This window comes from Oceanobacter sp. 5_MG-2023, from assembly GCF_030548165.1.
Classification (GTDB): domain Bacteria; phylum Pseudomonadota; class Gammaproteobacteria; order Pseudomonadales; family Oceanobacteraceae; genus Oceanobacter.
On the sequence record NZ_JAUORS010000024.1, the window covers coordinates 1 to 18917 of the forward strand.

General features: G+C 54.5%; 19 protein-coding genes. 11 read left to right on the plus strand and 8 right to left on the minus strand.

What is annotated here, in order from left to right:
- Window positions 1–177 precede the first annotated feature (177 nt).
- From Q4551_RS13905 to Q4551_RS13915, 3 genes are all read right to left on the minus strand, one after another.
- Complete coding sequence (locus Q4551_RS13905) at window positions 178–843, minus strand: cysteine hydrolase family protein (protein WP_303434471.1); 666 nt, start codon at window positions 841–843, stop codon at window positions 178–180.
- Between the two features lie 13 nt (window positions 844–856).
- Window positions 857–1255 (minus strand): RidA family protein, encoded by a 399-nt coding sequence (locus Q4551_RS13910; protein ID WP_303434472.1) that lies wholly within the window; start codon window positions 1253–1255, stop codon window positions 857–859.
- 111 nt (window positions 1256–1366) lie between these two features.
- Window positions 1367–2278, minus strand: a complete 912-nt coding sequence (locus Q4551_RS13915) for a LysR family transcriptional regulator (RefSeq protein WP_303434473.1) — start codon at window positions 2276–2278, stop codon at window positions 1367–1369.
- A 106-nt stretch (window positions 2279–2384) separates the two neighbouring features.
- Here Q4551_RS13915 and Q4551_RS13920 point away from each other — a divergent pair, with 106 nt between their 5' ends.
- Genes Q4551_RS13920 through Q4551_RS13940 form a run of 5 tightly spaced genes read left to right on the plus strand, consistent with a single transcriptional unit; the run spans window position 2385 to window position 7717 of the window.
- Window positions 2385–3125, plus strand: coding sequence for a 5-oxoprolinase subunit PxpA (locus Q4551_RS13920; RefSeq protein ID WP_303434474.1), 741 nt, complete (start codon window positions 2385–2387; stop codon window positions 3123–3125).
- Entirely contained in the window at window positions 3122–4906 is a 1785-nt protein-coding gene (locus Q4551_RS13925; RefSeq protein WP_303434475.1) for a branched-chain amino acid ABC transporter ATP-binding protein/permease, read from the plus strand. Before Q4551_RS13920 ends, Q4551_RS13925 begins: the two co-directional genes overlap by 4 nt.
- A gap of 34 nt (window positions 4907–4940) precedes the next feature.
- Window positions 4941–6098 (plus strand): ABC transporter substrate-binding protein, encoded by a 1158-nt coding sequence (locus tag Q4551_RS13930; protein WP_303434476.1) that lies wholly within the window; start codon window positions 4941–4943, stop codon window positions 6096–6098.
- Window positions 6099–6830: an ABC transporter ATP-binding protein gene (locus Q4551_RS13935; RefSeq protein ID WP_303434477.1), complete on the plus strand. Its 732-nt coding sequence runs from the start codon at window positions 6099–6101 to the stop codon at window positions 6828–6830.
- On the plus strand, window positions 6830–7717 hold the full coding sequence (locus tag Q4551_RS13940) for a branched-chain amino acid ABC transporter permease (RefSeq protein ID WP_303434478.1): 888 nt from the start codon (window positions 6830–6832) through the stop codon (window positions 7715–7717). The genes Q4551_RS13935 and Q4551_RS13940 overlap by 1 nt, the downstream gene beginning before the upstream one ends.
- 139 nt (window positions 7718–7856) lie before the next feature.
- Here the strand turns inward: Q4551_RS13940 and Q4551_RS13945 are convergent, their stop codons facing one another.
- Window positions 7857–8234 (minus strand): DUF3127 domain-containing protein, encoded by a 378-nt coding sequence (locus Q4551_RS13945; RefSeq protein ID WP_303434479.1) that lies wholly within the window; start codon window positions 8232–8234, stop codon window positions 7857–7859.
- Between the two features lie 62 nt (window positions 8235–8296).
- Between Q4551_RS13945 and Q4551_RS13950 the strand changes: the two genes are divergently transcribed.
- Window positions 8297–8485, plus strand: a complete 189-nt coding sequence (locus Q4551_RS13950; protein ID WP_303434480.1) for a hypothetical protein — start codon at window positions 8297–8299, stop codon at window positions 8483–8485.
- Here Q4551_RS13950 and Q4551_RS13955 read toward each other — a convergent pair.
- The 3 genes from Q4551_RS13955 to Q4551_RS13965 form a co-directional block, all read right to left on the minus strand.
- Window positions 8482–11103 carry a TonB-dependent receptor gene (locus Q4551_RS13955; protein ID WP_303434481.1) on the minus strand — a complete coding sequence of 874 codons (2622 nt, stop codon included), beginning with the start codon at window positions 11101–11103 and terminating at the stop codon, window positions 8482–8484. The genes Q4551_RS13950 and Q4551_RS13955 overlap by 4 nt on opposite strands.
- 117 nt (window positions 11104–11220) lie before the next feature.
- Window positions 11221–12174: a FecR domain-containing protein gene (locus Q4551_RS13960; protein ID WP_303434482.1), complete on the minus strand. Its 954-nt coding sequence runs from the start codon at window positions 12172–12174 to the stop codon at window positions 11221–11223.
- Window positions 12171–12695: a sigma-70 family RNA polymerase sigma factor gene (locus Q4551_RS13965; RefSeq protein WP_303434483.1), complete on the minus strand. Its 525-nt coding sequence runs from the start codon at window positions 12693–12695 to the stop codon at window positions 12171–12173. The genes Q4551_RS13960 and Q4551_RS13965 overlap by 4 nt, the downstream gene beginning before the upstream one ends.
- A gap of 282 nt (window positions 12696–12977) precedes the next feature.
- On the opposite strand from Q4551_RS13965, the gene Q4551_RS13970 reads away from it, so the two are divergent.
- The 4 genes from Q4551_RS13970 (at window position 12978) to spoT (ending at window position 16766) form a co-directional block, all read left to right on the plus strand.
- Window positions 12978–13553: a glutathione S-transferase family protein gene (locus Q4551_RS13970; RefSeq protein ID WP_303434484.1), complete on the plus strand. Its 576-nt coding sequence runs from the start codon at window positions 12978–12980 to the stop codon at window positions 13551–13553.
- Window positions 13554–13680: 127 nt separating this feature from the next.
- Window positions 13681–14307, plus strand: a complete 627-nt coding sequence (gmk, locus tag Q4551_RS13975) for a guanylate kinase (RefSeq protein WP_303434485.1) — start codon at window positions 13681–13683, stop codon at window positions 14305–14307.
- A gap of 75 nt (window positions 14308–14382) precedes the next feature.
- Window positions 14383–14613: a DNA-directed RNA polymerase subunit omega gene (gene rpoZ, locus Q4551_RS13980; protein ID WP_303434486.1), complete on the plus strand. Its 231-nt coding sequence runs from the start codon at window positions 14383–14385 to the stop codon at window positions 14611–14613.
- A 35-nt stretch (window positions 14614–14648) separates the two neighbouring features.
- Complete coding sequence (spoT, locus tag Q4551_RS13985; protein ID WP_303434487.1) at window positions 14649–16766, plus strand: bifunctional GTP diphosphokinase/guanosine-3',5'-bis pyrophosphate 3'-pyrophosphohydrolase; 2118 nt, start codon at window positions 14649–14651, stop codon at window positions 16764–16766.
- A gap of 88 nt (window positions 16767–16854) precedes the next feature.
- On the opposite strand, the gene Q4551_RS13990 is transcribed toward spoT, so the two are convergent.
- Window positions 16855–17703 carry an NAD(P)H-binding protein gene (locus Q4551_RS13990; protein ID WP_303434488.1) on the minus strand — a complete coding sequence of 283 codons (849 nt, stop codon included), beginning with the start codon at window positions 17701–17703 and terminating at the stop codon, window positions 16855–16857.
- 305 nt (window positions 17704–18008) lie between these two features.
- Between Q4551_RS13990 and Q4551_RS13995 the strand changes: the two genes are divergently transcribed.
- Window positions 18009–18905, plus strand: a complete 897-nt coding sequence (locus Q4551_RS13995) for a hydrogen peroxide-inducible genes activator (protein ID WP_303434489.1) — start codon at window positions 18009–18011, stop codon at window positions 18903–18905.
- Window positions 18906–18917: the final 12 nt, after the last annotated feature.

Below are 18917 nucleotides of genomic sequence, written 5' to 3' on the forward strand. Positions count from 1 at the left end.
GAGAGAAACAAGAGAGAAACAAGAGAGAAACAAGAGAGAAACAAGAGAGAAACAAGAGAGAAACAAGAGAGAAACAAAGAAGTAAAAATGCCTGGGCCGGGTTTTCAACCCGACACCAGGCAATCAGGATCAGCCTCCCCCGGCATCATGTCAGCCCAGGAAGAGCCTGATTAAAAATCAGACAGCAGCCAATACGTCGGTGCTATTGGCGATCCAGCCAAACAAATGGCCTTCACTCTGAATCGTGGTCAATGTCCCACGCTGCAAGCTCTCTTCGAAAGCACCACAACTGTCAGCCAGAGTCAGAACAAAATAGCCGCGATCAACCGCCTCCCGCAAAGTGCCTTCAACGCAGCACTGTGTCGTCACGCCACAGATGATAACGTGCGTTACCCCTTTGCTACGCAAGATAGAATCCAGCTCGGTGTAAGTGAAAGCACCAAAAGTGGATTTATCAATGATCGTTTCACCTGGCCGAGGCTTCAGTTCAGGAACAATCTGAAAACCGGGTTCGCCTTGCGTCAGAATGCGCCCCAAAGGACCCGCGGTACCATACTCTCCACCCGCTTCCTTGCTTTGTAACCGGACAGGCTCTGGCAGATCCGACATATCGGGTTTGAATCCATACCGTGTATGAACGACAGGAGCCCCCTTTTCACGGAACAGCTGCAACATGGATTGCACATGGGGAATAACGGCTTGCAGCGGTTTTACGTCAGCACCGCCAGCACCACAAGCGCCACCGTCTTCAATAAAGTCGCGCTGCATATCCACGATAAGCAGTGCCGTGTTGGCAAAATCGAAGGTGAATTGGCGTTCACCAAAAGCATTAATGGCCAGCATATGATTAATCCTGTTATTCAGCCGGTGCGGCAGCAATGGCGTCAATTTCGATCAACCAGGTAGGTTCAATCAGAGCCGGAACCGTAATAGAAACCGAGGCCGTGCGATGAGTGCCGAGCATCTTGGCGCGTACGGCATTGGCTTCCGGGTACATAGAGGCATCCGTCAGATATTGGGTAGTCCGTACAATATTCTCGATACCAAGACCTGCGGCCTTGAGAGTCGCTTCGATGTTTTGCCAGCAAACCGTTGCCTGACCTTCCATTGTCTCAGGCACGGTGCCATCGAAGGCAACGGGGATTTGTCCTGAAACGAAAACCATACGTGAACCGACCGGCGGCTCGATACCGTGTACGTAAGTGCCATAAGGATCGGAAATGCCTTCAGGCTTGTAGGTTTTGTACTGAGTCATGAGAAGTTCTCCATCGGTTGTCGTTCCCCAATAGAACGACGCCCGCGGCGAACTTGCAATTTTCAAATACTTAGCCCCTGGTATTTAAAAAACTTATACCAGGATAAAGCCTTATTTGACGATGCCTACCGAGGCCGCCTTGATAAAGCTCTGAAACTCCTGGGCACTGGGCGACAGCGTGGCCCCCAGCCGCCAGGACAAGCCGATATCCATTGGTGGCACCCGGGTGGCGAGATCCCGGGCTTCGATCCGGTCTCCTTCCAGCGACCAGGTCCGGAACACCATATCTGACAGGATAGTCACGCCCAGACCGCTGGCGACCGCCGTGCGAATGGCTTCGACGTTGGCGCTGCGTAATACGATGCGAGGTTCCTGGGGCAGATGACTCCAATAGTTCAAGGCGCTTTCTTCCGCTTCGTCTACTGTCAACATCACCATTGGCTCTTTGGCAACATCGGCCAGTGTAATGGACTGCTTCAACAGCAATGGATGACGTGACGGCAGCCACAAACGCCGCTGTGACGGGCGCAAAACGGACGCCGCCAGCTCATCCTGTCGCTGCAAATTGGACACCAGCATAACGGCAATATCGAGCGTACCGGCGATCAGGGCATCCTCAATCTGCTGCCGTCCCATCTCGATGATATTAACGTCGATATGTGGAAACCGTGATTTGAAACGTGCCAGATGCGGCATCAGAAAATAACCCATCACCGTATCGGTGGCCCCCACCGTAATCGAGCCACTGTGTTTGCTGGCTTCTGATTCAACGCTGGAAATCGCTGCATTGGAGACCAGCGAGAGAATTTCGCGGGCTTTGCCTAAAAAACGCTGTCCTTCAAAGCTGAGATTCACGCCGTGGGCGGTGCGCTCGAACAGGTCAAAACCGATCTGCTCCTCAAGGGATTTGATCGACAGCGTAATGGCCGATTGCGTCACATTACACATCGACGCTGCCGACGACATCATGCCCGACTCCGCTGCGCTGACGAAATACCGGAGTTGGCGTAGCGTTATAGACATAAATTTTTCTCATACAAGTTGGGAAGTATAATAAAATTGATTAATCACCTGCCGTCAACCCTAATACCTCCTGAACACACTTCACTGAGTTTAGGAGACATTAACGATGCGGCCACTGATCAACTGCGACATGGGCGAGGGCTTCGGCAAATACCGCCTCGCCAATGATGAGGCGATCATGCCCCTGATCGATCAGGCCAATATTGCCTGTGGTTTTCATGCATCGGACCCGGTCATCATGCAGCAAACCGTCGATATGGCGATTGAGCACGGCAAGCAAATCGGCGCACACCCGTCACTGCCAGACCTGCAAGGCTTTGGCCGCCGAGAAATGAAGATTGCACCGGCTGAGCTGCTCACCATGATCAAGTATCAGGTTGGTGCGCTGGACGGCATGCTGCGCGGACGCGGTGTCACCCTCTCCCATATCAAACCGCACGGCGCCTTATACGGCATGGCCTGCCGCGATCACCGCATTGCAGAAGCCATTGCCGATGCGGCACTGGCATTCAACTTGCCGGTGCTGGGTTTGGGCGGCACCTGCCAGGAAACGACCTATAAGGCCAAGGGCGTCACCTTTGTTGGTGAGTTCTATGCCGATCTGGACTACAACGAGCATGGTCATCTGCTCATCGTTACAGACCCGGGTTCCCTCGATGCAACACAAGCCGCCGCCCGGGCCCGTCAGGCCATCGCCAGCGGCTATACCACAGCGGTCAACGGTGCCACTGTGCGCGTCGATGCAGAGTCGATTTGTGTCCACTCCGACAACCGCGGAGCCATTGATTTACTCACCGCACTGCGCAAGGCCTTCCGCCTCGATGAAGCGATGGAGGTGCTCTCATGAGACTGGGCAATATTACGCTGGCCCTGATCCTGCTGGCCATCGCCACCACAGCAACGGTGTTTGGCAGTACCGCCATGAACAATACGGTGAGCTACTTCTTTATTCTGGTTGTACTGGTGGTGGCTCTGGGTATTTACGTCGGCAACACCGGAATTGTCAGCTTTGGCCATCCGGCTTTTATGGCCATTGCCGCGTATCTGACCGCGATTCTGGTCATGCCAGCGGCACGCAAGAGTGCCTTGCTGCCCAATTTGCCGGATTTTCTGAGTACTTTCAGCGCCCCGCCACTGCTGGGTATCGTGATCACTGTATTCGTGGTTGGGCTGATTGGTGCAGGTATCGGTCTGGCGATCTCGCGCTTGAACGGTGCTTCGGCCACCATCGCCACTCTCGGCTTGCTGATTGTTGCCCATAGCCTGCTGGTTGGCGGCACAACATTCACCCGGGGAGCACAAGCGCTCTATGGTATTCCGAAACTTGTCAGCCCGATATCCGCGGCCATCGGAGCCATCATCACCATTTTTGTTGCCGACTGGTTCAAGCACAGTCGCTGGGGCCTGGCTGCCCGGGCAGTCCGGGAAGATGAAGCAGCGGCGGCGGCATCCGGTATCTCGATCAAGCGTAACCGTACCATTGTGTTCTGTTTATCCATCGCCTTCACCGCGCTTGGCGGAGCCATGTTTGCGCTGCACCTGGGGGTATTCTCTCCCAAGGAATTTTATTTCACGCTGACCTTTTCCTTGCTGGCCATGTTGATCGTTGGTGGTGCCTCCAGTACTGCCGGTGCCGTGGTCGGCGTTGCCGTGATCACCATGATTACTGAAGTGCTCCGTCAGGCTGAGCCAGGTTTCAGTCTGGGGCCGATCCAGATTCCGGCGCTATTTGGCCTGACAACGATCGGTATCAGTGTCGCCTTGATCCTGACGCTCTACCGTCGCCCCGAAGGTATCTTTGGCCTGAAGGAGCTGGATGATTTTCTGCCGTTTGACATCAAGCCACGAGTCTACAAACGCTCCGTTATCAACACGCCTCGTCCCACAGCCAGTCAGACACCCAAATCGATCCGGGTCCAGTCACTGACCAAGCGTTACGGTGGCGTAACAGCACTGGATGCCGTCTCTATTGATCTTCAGCAGGGTGAGATTCTGGGCCTGATTGGCCCGAATGGCTCCGGCAAGTCGACCTTTCTGTCCTGTGCCTCCGGTATCCAGCGGTTTGATGAGGGCGAAGTATGGGTACATGACACCCAAATGGCACAGGGCAATCCGGTTGCCTATGCTCATAACGGGGTAGCCCGCACCTTCCAGAACATTCGCCTGTTCGCTCGCCTCAGTGTTGCAGAGAACGTCTCCGCAGCCATGGTATCGGTTCCCGGCCCGGCCAACAGTCCAACGGTCGCAGACATCCTGACACGGGTGGGTCTTGATGGCATGGCGCTGCGCACAGCCAGCACGCTGTCTTATGGCCAGCAGCGTCGTCTTGAAATTGCCAGAGCCTTGGCTATTTGCCCGGACTTTCTGCTGCTTGATGAGCCTGCGGCGGGTATGAACAGTACCGAAACAGATGATCTGGCCGCACTGATCATGTCACTGCGTGATGAGAATGGTCTGGGGATTCTACTGGTCGATCATGACCTGCCCATGATTTTGCGCCTGTCCAACCGGGTCGCAGTACTCAATGAGGGAAAACTGATCGCGCTCGCCTCGCCGGAACACATTAGAGAAAACCCCGAAGTCGCTGCGGCGTACTTCGGCGAAGGTCAATCCACCCTGTCCGAATAAACCCACAACCTCGCATAACAGAAAGGAAAAGCAGATGAAACAGTCTCAGATGATCCGCCATTTTGCCCTCTCGCTTGCCGTCTCCATGACAGCGGCACCCGCATTTGCCCAGGACACGTTGAAGATCGGATTCGCCGTTTCTCTGACCGGCTATCTTGCTCCTTACGACACGCCGACCGTTGAAGGCGCCAAGATTGCCATTGCCGACATCAACGCCAGCAATGGCCCCTATAAAGTTGAAGCCATCATCCACGATGTACGTTCCGACACAGTACAAACATCCGTGGTCGTGCAGGAAATGATCGATGATGGCGCCAACGTCATTGTCCTGCCTTGCGACGATGATCCGGCCATTGCCGGTGGCCTGATTGCCCAGGATGCCGGTATCCCATCGTTTTCGACCTGTGCAACCAACGCCAGCCTGACCCAGGCCATCGGTGAGTTCTACTTCGTCAACTACGCCGCCGACATTGTTCAGGGCGCAACGCTGGCCCAGTACGCCCACGAGCAAGAGTTGGAAACCGCCTATTTGCTGGTTTCTCCAGAAACCACCTACACCGGTAACCTGCCGCTGTATTTTGGTGAAGTTTTCGAAAAACAGGGCGGCAAGGTCGTCGGCAAAGGGACTTACTCTTTGGGTCAGCAAGACTTTTCCGCCGAAGTAACCCACATTACCAACCTCGACCCACAGCCAGATGTGGTCATGACGTCGGCCTATGAACCTGACTTTCCGGCCTTTTTGCGCCAGTTGCGTTCCGCTGGTGTTACCTCAGCCGTATACGGCAGTGATGGCATTGACTCTCCCACCACGGTATCACTGGGCACGATTTCCGAAGGCGTGGTGTTCACCAATGCGGGTTATCCAACACCAGGAACCCGGTTGGGTGATTTCTTTGACCAATACGAGGCCTTTTACGGCAAAAAGCTGAGCAACAGTTTTGCCGCCACCGGTTACGACATGATGCAGGTTATCGAAGCAGCGGCTATTGCAGCTGGCAGTGTTGATGGACGTGCCTTGCGCGATGCCATTGATGCCATTGATGGTCTCGACGTAGTAACCGGCAAGATCAGCTATGCCGGTCGCGAACGGGTTCCTGCACGATCCGTTTCGATCAACCAGGTATCAGACGGTGCTGTGATCCATCTGGATACCCGTGTGATTGACGCCGCCATTCTGCCACGGAGCAAATAAATGGAAGCCCCGACCCAAAGACACACACAGCCCGCGCTCGAGGTGCGCGGGCTGGACGTCAACTACAGTGGCATCAGAGCCGTTCGCCAGCTTGACCTGACAGTCAACGCCGGGGAAATCGTCACGCTGATCGGGCCAAACGGGGCAGGGAAGTCATCAACGCTGATGGCCATTGTGGGGTTGGTGCAGCGCTCGGGCCAGATATATCTGGATGGACAGGATGTGTCCGGCTTTTCGACGGAACAAATGGTACGGGCTGGGCTGACCTTGAGCCCGGAAGGTCGCCGGGTGTTCTCCGGGCTGACAGTGGCAGAAAACCTGCGACTGGGCGGTGCTTCCAACAAGGATCGTGCGGCCGAGCAGGTACGCCTGCTCGACACCTTTCCGGTGCTCAAGGAACGTTATCACCAGCGAGCGGGCACTCTCTCCGGCGGTGAGCAGCAAATACTGGCCATCGCCCGGGCGCTGATGTCCAGGCCCAGAATACTACTGCTTGATGAACCGTCGCTGGGACTGGCTCCAAAGATCGTCGATACGATTTTTCAGGTTATTGCCGAGCTGCGGCAATGGGGCATTTCTGTACTACTGGTCGAGCAGGATATCGAGCGGGCTTTACGCGTATCCGACCGCGGTTACGTGATGAGCCATGGCGAGATCCTCGCCACCGACACCGCCGCTAATATGTTGAGCGACGCCAACCTTAAAGATCTCTTTTTTGGAGCACACCAATAATGGAAGTGTTTGCACAACAGGCCCTCAATGCCATTGCTCTGGGTGGTGTTTATGCGCTGCTGGGGCTGGGCTTGGCGATGGTTTTTTCGGTACTGGGAATGATCAATTTTGCCCACGGCGAAATCATGACCTTGTCTGGCTACGCGCTGGTATTTGTCGCCACCACATTGGGCTGGCCATTTGGCCTGGCAGTCATCAGTGCTTGTCTGCTCGCCGGGGCGGCAGCGGCGATGACCGAACGCATTGCCTTTCGTCCCGTACGGGGTGCGTCGTTAACAACCATGCTGCTGACGACCTTTGCGGTCAGTTCAATCCTGCATGTGGTGTTCCAGAACTTTATCTCGCCCCGACCGATTGCGGTCCCGGTTCCAGAATGGCTCACCCAGTCATTGAATGTGGGCGGGTTACAAATAGGTACATTGCAAGCAATCTCAATTGCCGTCTCTCTGGTGGCACTGATTGGGCTGGTCGGCTTTTTACGGTTCTCAACCTTGGGGCTGGCGATGCGATCGGCGGCGCAGGATTTTTCGGTAACGCGTCTGATGGGAATTTCTGCCGACCGGGTGATTATTGGCGCCTTTGCCATTTCAGGCCTGCTGGCTGGACTGTCGGGCTTTTTATGGGTGGCACAACGCGGTTCGGTTGATCCACTGATGGGGTTTGTACCGGTACTCAAGGCGTTTACCGCTGTTGTACTGGGCGGTTTGGGCAGCCTTAACGGTGCCGTTCTGGGAGGATTCTTGCTCGGCATTCTGGAGGTCAGCTTGCGGGCTTCTTTGCCTCAGGAGCTACTGCCGTTCCGCGATGCCATCTCGCTGTCGATCGTAATTGGTCTGCTGGTGATGCGCCCTCAAGGCCTGATTGGTCGCGCTGAAGCAGTACGGTGATTGGGTTCTTTGAAATACCACCAGAAAACAGGATGACAGATTCAGTCCTGACTCCTGCCGGATCAGGAATCTGACCCGGCAAGTGGGCATTCAGGCACTTGCCAGTGGAAGTGTCTGAAACCTTCACCAGCAATATCGCTCAGAACGGCACATCATCATCGTAATTGGGCATGGTCTGGGCAAACGGAGAGCCGCCACCTGACTGCACCGCATCTCCGACACGCTCAACCCGCCAGGCTTGCAGGCTGGTAAAACATTTTTCCGGCTTGCCTGCCGCACTCCATAAACGACCCGACAGGTTGAAACTGACCTGCACTTCATCACCTGGGTTATAACTGTCCATCAAGGCACATTTATCCTTGATCAGCTCCAGCGCGATATAGTTCGGGTATTCTGGTTTCTCGCCATCACCGGTCAGCTTGACCACAAATTCCCGTTTGGTGAAGCCGTTCTGGCCGTAGGCTTTGGTTTCGTCAATGGAATGTACGATCCCCTGTAATTCAAATGCTTTCGACATAATGATCCCCTCAATATTGATGGCCAAATTATAACATTGAATCAATCGGAGGTTTTCTGCTGATGGCACAACCGCTGCCGGTTGGTTTATCGACGACAACACAGCTTCGGAATAACCAGGAGTCTGGAGGGTTCGGAGCAACAAAGAAGCTGGAGAAGCTGGAGAAGCTGGAGAAGCTGGAGAAGAGGAATACCGGTTGGGATTATGAACTGCGCGTCCGGAAGGACGCGCAGTGCAATCAGGCTATTTAGAAAGTAATGCTGACACCAGCCCAGAAGTTACGGGCCTTGTCTTTGTTGTTGTAGTCATCCGTGTAGATAACTTCATCATCATCACTGTCGTATACACCGTCGTTATTGTTGTCCTCAAACGCGGTGGTGTAGCTGGTAAAGTCTTCATCCAGCAGGTTGTTGATACGGCCATGAATGGTCACCGACTCGTTGAGTGCGATAGAGCCACCCAGGTGTAAGACCTGATAGCTTTTGTAGTAGAGGTGACGATCGTATTCATCCACCCCACGGAAGCGATCCGAGCGTTTTTCCATGGTCAGGAACAGGTTGGTGCGTTCATCAACCTGCCATTCCAGCGTGGCATTGGCCATGTGTTTGGCGGTATCGGTTAACGGCTGGCCTTTTTCAGAACCACTGGTTTGCTCGCTGTCGGTGTAGGTGTAGTTCATACGGAACGCCAGGTCATCCAGAATCTGGTAACGACCCGCCAGCTCAGCACCCTTGATTTCAGCTTCGTCGATGTTGATCTTTTGGCTATAGCTGTCGTAGCCAATATCTTCATACGCACCCAAGTTAGCACAAGGTTTCACGCCACCTGTCTGGGCACAGCTATAAACGGTGTCACCACTGACAATTTTATTTTCAAACTTGTTGTGGAACACGGTGATATTGGCATTATCGCGCTTGACCAATGATTCCCAGTACAAGGCCACTTCGGTATTGACGCTGGTTTCCGGTTCCAGATCCGGGTTACCGACAAACGGGCTGGTGCCCTGGCCACCAAAGCCGGTAATACCATCGTACAGATCGGTGGTTTTAGGTGTCTTGTAACCGGTGCTGACACCACCTTTAACAGTCCAGCCAGGCTGTACATCGTACACACCATAAAGGCGCGGGCTGGTATTGCTACCAAACTGAGAGTGGTCGTCGTAACGGATACCCGCGGTAATGGTCAGAGGGGTAATGGGAGTCCAGTTGTCTTCGACAAACAGTGAGTACATTTCGTGATCGGAAACAGCACCACTGCCTTCATCACCGTCTTCCATGCCAAAAACGCCGTCTTCCAGTTCGCCGTCAATATATTGGAGGCCAACCACCAGCAAGTGCTCGCCGGCCAGGTCTTCAATCGGCAGATCCAGTTTGGCATCCAGAGTGTACTGGCTACTGGTCATGACCCGGTCAGGACGAGGCAGGAATTCATCTTCCATGATTTCCATACGCTCTTCTTCACTTAAGCCTGCGTAATCGCCCGTTCCTTCGTAGATTTCCGTTTGCAGGGCGCGCTCGGTGGCTGTCAGCGGTAAGGTACGGCCTTTGTTGGCTGTCTCGATATACGCCAGAGAAACGTTGCTGTGACCGAAGTCCCAGTCGCCTTCGTGAGCCAGTGACCACTGGTCACGAGTAAAGCTCTGCTCTTCTTTGTAGCCTGCCCGAGGGCTGCTTGACCACAAGCGATCAATACTGTCCACCGTACCTAGCGGATAGCTGCCGTCAGAGTTCATTGAGTTGTCATACACCTGTTCCGAGGTGTCGATATCGAAGACGACGGTTTGACGGGCATCCGGCGTCCAGCTCAAACGGAAACCCAGGGATTTGTTGGTGTTATCGACGGTTTTACCACCGCCGCCAAAGCCCAGGGAACGGGTTTGTGTATCACCGTAGGGATCGATAACGGAATCATATTCCGGGTTGGACGCTTCACGGTCATAGAGGCTACCACGTACCGCAACACCGAGTTTGTCTTTGATCAGTGGCCCCATAACGTTGAAATCAATGGTGGTATCATCACCAAAGTCATCGTTTTCTTGCAGCGTACGGCTGAAGTTGATACCGCCGGTCCACTCGTCAGTGACCTTTTTGGTAATAACGTTAATCACACCACCCAGTGCATCGGCACCATAAAGCGTGGATGCCGGTCCACGAATCACTTCGACCCGTTCAATCGCAGTCAGTGGTGGAATGTGGTTGAACTGGTTACCACCAAAGCTGTTGGGGTAAATATCGCCGTGGTTATTCTGGCGACGGCCATCCACCAGAATCAGTGTGTAATCGGAACCCATGCCCCGCATGCTGATGGTGCCCTGACCGGTTTTGTCACGGGTTTCGCCAATGTCGACCCCTTCCAGCTCCCGCACAACATCCAGCAGCGTTGTGTAAGGACGGCTGTTCAGTTCTTTCTGATCAACAACCGAGATACTGGCCGGTGCATCGGTGAGTTTCTGCTCGAAACCTGCTGCAGAAACCACCATGGTTTGCAGCATCAGCGGGTCACCGGCGTTCAATACAGCCGCTGCAACCGGGGTATCAGTCAACAGGTAGCTGCCATTGGCTTGCTTGCTGGCTGTCAGACCGGTGCCTTCCAGCAACAGCTTCAGAGCTTGTCCGATACTATAGTTGCCTTCCAGGCCTTGGGTCTGGCGGTTGGCCAGCATGGATGACGAAACACTCAGTGATACACCGCTTTGCGCCGCAAAACGCGTAATGGCGGTACCAAGATCACCCGCAGGAATAGAGAACTGGCTAAGGTTCGTGGAGGCATCCTGAGCAACCGCAGCCGGAGCGGCAACACCCAATCCCATCGCTGCAGATAGCAGCAGTGCATGACATCCTACCCGCGGGCGGAAATTTCTAAATAACATCCATTACTCCTTTTTCAGGGCTGTTGATCTGTTTTTTGAGGAACTTATACAGACATATCGAATTAGCCATCAAAAAGGTGAACCATTCTCATAAACAAATGAGAATTAATCTTCTTATCAGCTATGAGTGATATTGACCCACCAGGGTAACGGGTACTCTACCTGCACCGGCAAGCTGGCACTGAGCATATCCAGCGCCATATCGGTATCCTGGGTCGGGAAGGAACCCGTCACCCGCAAGCGTGCCGCGGCCGGGTCAACATGAATAAAACCATGGCGATAGCGTTCCAGTTCTGCCGTCAGCTCTGCCAACGGCTCATCGTGGGCCAACAATAGATGATGTATCCAGGATTCATGGCGAGGGTCTGCCGGCCCCAGAGCGGACATACTCCCCCGGTGCACATGGCATTGTTGCCCTGCTCGCAGGTGTCGTTTTTTGCCATCACGGCCATGCAGTGTTACGGCACCCTCAAACACAGCCAACAGATCGCCGCCGGTGTTGCGACGACGCAAGGCGAAGCGTCCACCACGACAGCGCACATCGGCGTTTGCCGTCGCCGACTGCAACTCGGCAGACCCATGACTGGTTTCAACAAAAAGATCGCCTCGTTGCAGTAGGATTTGTCGCCGGCCATTGTGGAAGTCCGTATTCATACTGCTGTCGGTATTCAGCCAGGCCCGGCAGTTATCGGCCAATTGCAACTGCCTGATTTCTCCCACGGCGCTGCGTTCATCTGCCTGCCAGTGCTGGTAAGGCATGGCAACCCAGCAACCTCCAGCCACGGCTCCCAGCACAGCCAGACTCTTTAGTGCGCCGCGGCGACTCTGGCGCTGCTGTTGCAAGCCGGTCAGTGTTTCCCTGACCGGCAGCGCATTACTGGCACCACGCAGGCCATCAAAACGTTCAGCAACACTTTCGATATGACGCCAGGCCTGGCGATTGGCGTCACTGCTATCCAGCCAGGCTTGCCAGGCCTGCTGTTCAGCAGGGTCCAGCTGCTCATCTTCCAGGCAGGCATACCATTGCGAGGCCTCACGCAGGGCGCGCTGGCGATCATGATCCAGTGTCATGGCTGCGCTTCCATGGTGTTCATTTCCAGCAAGGCACATTCGTACATGGCACTGGCCATATATTTTTTGACCATGCGCTCAGAAACCTCCAGGCGTTGCCCGATCTCGCGATAGGTCAGCCCTTCCAGGCGTGAGAGCAGGAATGCCCTGGCCACTTTTTCTGGCATCTGCCGCAGCATGGTATCGACTTCACACAAGGCTTCGATAACCAGTGCTTGTTCTTCCAGCGAAGGCGTCACATTTTCCGGCCAGGCTGCCACCGCCTCTTGCCAGGCGTTCTCAACCTGACGGCGACGCCATAAATCGACACACAGCCCTTTTGCCACCGTGGTCAGATACGCTCGGGCTTCATTACCTTCCAGCGTCTGGGGCCGGTTCATCAGCCGGATAAAAGCATCCTGGGCCAGATCGGCGGCATCGTCGTCACAACCCAGTCGCCGCCGTAATAACAACAGCAGCCAAGGGTGGTGATCCTTGTAAAGGGCGCCGAACTGCTTCTGCGCCACCAAAGAAACCGGCATGACAAACCCTAGTGCTAAGAGAATGAGGGAGGATTAAAAATAGTAATGATTCGCATTGTAGTGAAAAGATACATAGCAGGCAACGCGTGTTCTATTTACCTTGCTCACTCTTTCTGACGCTTTGATCACACCTTCTGACCACCTGGTCAGACGGCCGGCACCGGTTTCCCAGGCCGCTCAAGCAGGCAACCGTCACCACCGCTGGCCTGCCAGCGTAATCCGTAGCATCATGTCACCAAGACAGTGTTTGCTGGTTAATCGTTATTTTTCAAGGAGACAGGCATGGCCATCATCTTGCACGGCAATCAGACTTCCCCCTTTGCCCGGCGTATCAGAATGCAGCTGGAAGGGGTTGATTACACATTCCAGCCAGTCGACATCCTGACGGACGAAGGCCGGGCTGCATTCGCCACGATTACGCCCATTCGCAAGATGCCGGTACTGGAAGACGATGGCAGCCGTATTTTTGACTCCCACGTTATCTACCAGCACTTGCAGCAACGCCTGCAACAGCCGCAACTGACGCTTGCACAGTACAATCAGATCAGTGTTATTGATGCAGTCAGCGACTCCATGGTCATCCTGCTGATGAGCCAGCGTTCTGAGCTGCCCGTAGAAGAAGACCGGCTGATTTTCAAACTGCAACGGGAACGTATCGAAGACTCCCTCCACTGGCTCGACCAGCAGGCTGCAGCAGGGCAGTTTGATGACTGGCATTATCCGACCATCTGCCTGATTTGCATGGTCGACTGGACACTGTTTCGAGCGCTGCACAGCTTGACCGACTACCCGAATCTGCTGGCCGCTGCGCGCCGCTTTGATGATCGGGACATTTGTACCAGCACCCGTCCGCAATAATACCTCTGGCCCGGCCGGGGCGGCCCACTCTGCCCCGGTCCGTTATATTCACCGCAAGCGGCCGATAATTGGCTCCATTTTCGATATACTGCCGGAATCCCCGAACCCGCAAGAAGACTTCCCTGTCATGATTGGTACTCTGTTTATTTTTTCTGCGCCCTCCGGCGCTGGTAAAACCAGCCTGGTCAACGCCCTGCTGAACACCACATCCCATATCGGTGTCTCGGTATCCCACACCACCCGTGCTCCCCGCCCAGGCGAAGAAAATGGCACGGCCTATCACTTTGTCAGCCATGCAGAATTCCAGCAAATGGTCGACGCGGGTGCCTTTCTTGAACATGCCCAGGTATTCGATAATTACTACGGTACCTCACAGCGCTGGGTGGAAAGCGAGCTGGCTGCTGGCCGTGATGTGATTCTGGAAATTGACTGGCAAGGAGCACAGCAAGTGCGGCATTTGATGCCCGACGCCGTCTCGGTCTTTATTGCGCCGCCATCAATCGCGGCATTAAGGGAGCGGCTGCAAGGCCGTGGCCAGGATAACGAAGCCACAATCAATCGCCGCATGCAGGATGCCCGATCAGAAATGAGCCATTATGGCGAATACGACTACCTGATTATCAACGACGAATTTGACAACACCCTGGCAGAACTGCGTGCGATTATTATTGCCCGCCGCCATCGCATCGAGGCCCAACAAGCCCGCCATGCCGATACTCTGACGTCATTACTGCTTGGCGACACGCAAAGCTGAAATACACTGCTTACATATCGCTCAAAATCCGCTAATATACTCTGTTCTAACGATTTCTTACTTGACGGAATGTTTATGGCCCGCGTAACTGTTGAAGATTGTCTGACCAACGTTGATAACCGCTTTGAATTGGTAATGCTGGCGACCAAACGCGCCCGCCAGCTTGCGGTCGAAGGCTTTGAGCCATTAGTACCGGAAGAGAACGATAAACCAACGGTTATTGCCCTGCGCGAGATTTCAGCGGAGCTGGTTACCCCTGCGACGATTGCTGCCCAGGAAGAGGCCGCTAAAGCCGACCAATACTGAGCCCAAGCCAATGCATCAATTTTTCGGAGAACCTAATGCCCACGATTGATGCCTTGTCCGAACGCCTGTCGCATTATCTCAGCCGCCAGCAAGTCCAGCAGGTGCGCCGAGCTTACTACTACGCCGAGCAGGCCCATGATGGCCAGCGTCGGCGCAGTGGCGAGCCCTATATTATTCACCCCCTCGCCGTCGCCAGCATCCTCGCCGACATGCATCTGGATTACCAGAGCCTGATGGCCGCCATGCTGCACGATGTGATTGAAGATACCGGCATCCCCAAACCCGCCCTTGCCACCCAGTTTGGTGATGTGGTCACGGACCTGGTGGATGGTGTCTCCAAACTGACCCATATTCATTTTGAAGACAAACAGCAGCAGCAGGCAGAAAACTTCCAGAAAATGGCCATGGCCATGGCGAAAGACATTCGCGTCATTCTGGTCAAGCTCGCCGACCGCTTGCACAACATGCGCACCCTCGGATCATTACGCCCCGACAAGCGCCGCCGTATTGCCCGCGAAACCCTCGATATCTATTCCCCGATTGCCCATCGTCTGGGTCTCAACAGCATTCGTGTCGAAATGGAAGACCTGTGCTTTGAAGCCATGCACCCGATGCGCTCGAATCTGATTCGCAAAGCCGTCAAGAATCATCGCGGCCGCCATGCCGAAATCATTTCACAGATATCAAACAGCATCCGGAACCGTCTGAGTGAATACAATATTTCGGCTCGGGTTGTTGGTCGCGAAAAACATCTGTACAGCATCTACAGCAAGATGGCGCGATCGAAGAAAAAAGACATCGACGAAATCATGGATGTCTATGGCTTCCGTATTATCACCAGCGAAGTAGACACCTGCTATCGGATTCTTGGCCTGATGCACGGCCTTTACAAACCGATTTCCGGCCGCTTCAAGGACTACGTCGCCATACCCAAAGCCAATGGTTACCAATCGCTGCATACCACCCTGTTCAACGCTGGCGATGTACCGATTGAAATCCAGATTCGTACGGAAGAAATGGATGCCATGGCCAACTATGGCATTGCTGCCCACTGGCTGTATAAATCTGAAAGCGACCAGATCAGCGGTTCCCAGCGTGCCCATCAGTGGGTACAGAACCTGCTGGAATTACAGAAAAATGCTGGCAGTCCGCTGGAATTTGTTGAGCACGTCAAAGTGGATCTGTTCCCGGATGAAATCTACGTCTTCACTCCCAAGGGCAAGATTCTCACACTGACCGCTGGCGCTACCGCCATCGACTTCGCCTACGCGGTGCATACCGATGTTGGCAACCAGTGCATCGCCTGCCGTATCGACCGACAACTGTCGCCCTTGAGTGCCAAACTGCAAAGCGGCCAGACGGTACAAATTGTGACCGCTGCCAATGCCCAGCCCAACCCGGCCTGGCTCAACTTTGTGGTCTCGGGCAAAGCCCGTTCCAATATCCGCAGCTATCTGAAAAACCAACGGCAATCCGAATCCGTCGCACTGGGCGAACGCTTGCTCAACAAGGCCCTGGCCGGACTCGACAAGTCGCTGGACGACATCAGCCATGACCAGATCGATCTGGTGCTGAAAGAAACCGGCCTCGAACATCTTGACGATCTGCTCGAGGAAATTGGTTCCGGCAATCGTATGGCACCATTAATGGCACGACGTTTTCTTGCCGCTTACCGGGATACCGATATCGACCTGCAAGCCAGTGCCGAACAGCCGTTGTCCATCAGTGGTACTGAAGGCCTGGTCGTCAGTTTTGCCAAATGCTGCAGCCCGATTCCCGGCGATCCGATTATCGGCCATGTCAGCTCCGGCAAAGGACTGGTGGTACATACGGAAACCTGCCGCAATATTGAAGATTTGCGTAACAACCCGGAAAAATGCGTCACGCTACGCTGGGAAAAAGACATCCACAGCGAGTTTACCGTCAACCTCAAGGTGTATATGGAAAACCGCCGCGGCTTGATTGTGGATCTTGCCAGTGCGATTCATACCGCCGATGCCAGTATCGACAAAATCAGCGTTGAGGAGCGTGATGCCCGCCTCAGCGTGACCCAACTGAAAGTCAATATCCAGGGGCGCAAGCACCTGGCACGGGTGATCCGCAAGTTGCGTAACGTATCCGGTGTCAACAAGATCGTGCGCCTGAAAAGCTGACACCGAACCCTGAGCCGGTGTCAGTCTGTTGGTCTGCCAGCGAGACTATCCCGATCGAGCGATTGTCACTCCCCCTTTGCCTGACCGTTCAGAGATACCCCAGCTCGTCCAACAATACGTCATAACCTGCGCGGTAATTCCGGAAGCGAAACGCATAGCCCAATGCCTTGATACGGTCGTTACGACAACGGCGATTGGCCCGACGCGAAACTTCCGGCACATCGTGATCCGGCTCAACGTCGGCAATCCGGTCCTTCATCCATTCCAGCACATCAAATAGCGTCGCCGGTTCATCATCGGTGGCCAGATACACCGACTCCAGCGGCTCTCCGGCCAGTGCTTTTTCACACAGCAGCGTCAATACCCCCACACAATCATCGCGATGAATACGATTGGTCCACACTGGCGGCTCAGGGTCGCAGTGGCCACCATGGCGGGCTTGCTCAATCAGGCGATTACGACCCGGGCCGTAGATACCGGTAAACCGTACCGCGGTGGTCGCGATTGTGCTATTGAGCAGTAACTGTTCTGCCTGCAACAACTCCTTGCCCGCAAACGAGCGTGGCTCGGTGGCCGATGTCTCGTCTACCCACTCACCCCTGGACTGGTGATACACACTGGAGCTGGACACAAAAATAAACCGTCGCACCGACTGTGGAGCCAACGCTTCCAGCACATGCTGCACACCATTGACGTAATAGTCGTGATAGCCTTCCTGGGTAAATAATGGCGATGCCACGCTGTAGATCACCAGATCCAGCCCGGATGGCAAATCCTGCAGTGTTTCCGGCCTGGTTACATCAGCCTGAATCCATTGCAGGTTAGTGCTGTTCTCTGCACTGCTGCGTCGCAGCCCCCACACCTGATGCTGCTGGGCCAATTGCCTGGCCAAGGTACCGCCTACATCGCCTGCCCCCACAATCAGAATACGTGCCATCACCTTCTCCTGCTTGATCCAACCACGGTTACTGACGCCCATGTACTAAGACACAGGTCAACTTATTTGCTGCACTGCTTCATTAGCAGGCATCTGAAAAAAATTCTCGAGCGCCAGCTCTCTCAATCACACGCATAATGCCAGCGACCCGGATCACAGCTCAATCCGGTTATTTGTGTTATCCGTACTGAGATCAATAGCCAGCTCGCTAGCGGTGGAAAAATGACCCGTCGTTCAGGCTTTTACTCCGCCCACTCCATAGGTAGACTAAATCAAACTCAAAATAGCCATGAAGGCAGCCAATTATGACCCTGACCGAACTCAAGTACATTGTGACGCTCGCCCAGGAGAAGCACTTCGGCCGCGCTGCCGAGAAATGTTTTGTCAGCCAGCCCACTCTCAGTGTCGCCATCAAAAAGCTGGAAGGTGAACTGGATATTGCCATTTTCGAGCGTAGCAAAAGTGCAGTTTCGATCACACCGATCGGTGAACGTATCGTGGCCCAGGCACAACGGGTGTTAGAAGAAGCCCGTACCATTCGGGAACTGGCCAGTTCAGGCAAGGACCAACTCAGCTCGCCGCTGAAACTGGGAGCTATTTTCACCATTGGGCCATATCTGTTTCCTCATCTGGTACCACAGATTCACCAGCGTGCCCCGACCATGCCGCTGTACCTGGAAGAAAACTACACTGGTGTATTACGTCGCCAACTTCGCGACGGAGATCTCGACGCCATTATTGTGGCGCTGCCGTTTAACGAACCGGATGTACTGACCCGGTCGCTCTATGATGAAAATTTTGTGGTCGTGTTACCCAAGAATCACCCGTGGAAATCCCAACAGACCATCGCCCCGGAACAACTGGCAGACGAAGACCTGCTGATGCTGGGGGAAGGCCATTGCTTTCGCGACCAGGTGTTCGAATATTGCCCGGTGTTGAGCCACAAGCACCACACCCGCCTGGGCAGCGTACTGGAAGGCAGCTCGCTGGAAACCCTGAAACACATGGTCGCCTCCGGACTGGGCATTACCGTATTGCCCGAAAGTGCCGTTAACAATCTCGACCTGACACTGGTAATCACTCGCCCGTTTACCAACCCACAGCCATTCCGTACCGTTGCCCTGGCCTGGCGCGCCAGCTTCCCCCGCGGGCAAGCTGTCGACTTGCTACTGGATACTGCCCGTCAATGCCGTATTGGCTAGGCCCGTCTCGTC